General features: G+C 77.1%; 1 pseudogene. It reads left to right on the forward strand.

The window, feature by feature from the left end:
• Positions 1–811: pseudogene (locus AN218_RS29085) on the forward strand (hypothetical protein); the annotation flags it as partial.

Genomic DNA, 811 nt, shown 5'->3' on the forward strand with positions numbered 1-811 from the left:
ACACGACGCGGAGCGGCGTACGGCCGAGGCGCTCGGCGCGGAGGAACGCCTCGCGGAGTTGCTGGGCCTGCCGCACACGGGCCCGCACGGTGTACGGGCCTCCGCCGTGCCGTCACCGCGCGGAAGCCGCACGGCGAAGGGCGGCACCGGCGTGGCGGAGCACGACGGCTCCGGGGCTTCCGCCGGCTCGGCGCAGGACGGCGACGCGGAGCACGGCAGCCACACGGAGGACGGCGCCCCGGGTTCCGGAAACCCGCTCACCGCCGCCGAGTTGGACGCCGGCGGCGAATCCCTCGCCGAACTGCTCGACCAGGCCGTCGCCGCCTGCGAACGTCAGCTCTTCGACCTGCGAACGGCGGCGGCCGAGGACTCCCGGATGCTCGGCGCCCTCGGCGACGGCGGACTGCTGCCGCCTGCCCCGGACGTCACCGCGACCGTCGACTTCCTCGGCGAGCACGGCATCCCCGCCCTGCCCGGCTGGCGCTATCTCGCCCAGGCCGTCGACCCGGCCGACCACGCCGCCGTGCTCGCGGCACGGCCCGAGCTGGTCGACGGCGTCGTCATCACCGACCCGGACAGCCACGTCCGCGCCCAAGAGGCCCTGGCCGGGGCCGCGTTGCTGCCCCGCTCGGCCGTGGCGGTGGGCACCGCGGCCGCCCTGCTCGCGCCATTCCCGCGCGAGGGCGAATCCCGCGACGACGTCTTCCTCGTCCCGCCGAACCCGGCCATGCACGACGAGCACGCCGCCGACGAGGAGCGCCGCCAGGTGCGCGCCCGCGCCCTCGCGCGCGACGAGAAGATCCGCGGCCTC

Origin of the sequence: Streptomyces nanshensis (assembly GCF_001751255.1) — a bacterium.
Taxonomy (GTDB): Bacteria; Actinomycetota; Actinomycetes; order Streptomycetales; family Streptomycetaceae; genus Streptomyces; species Streptomyces nanshensis_A.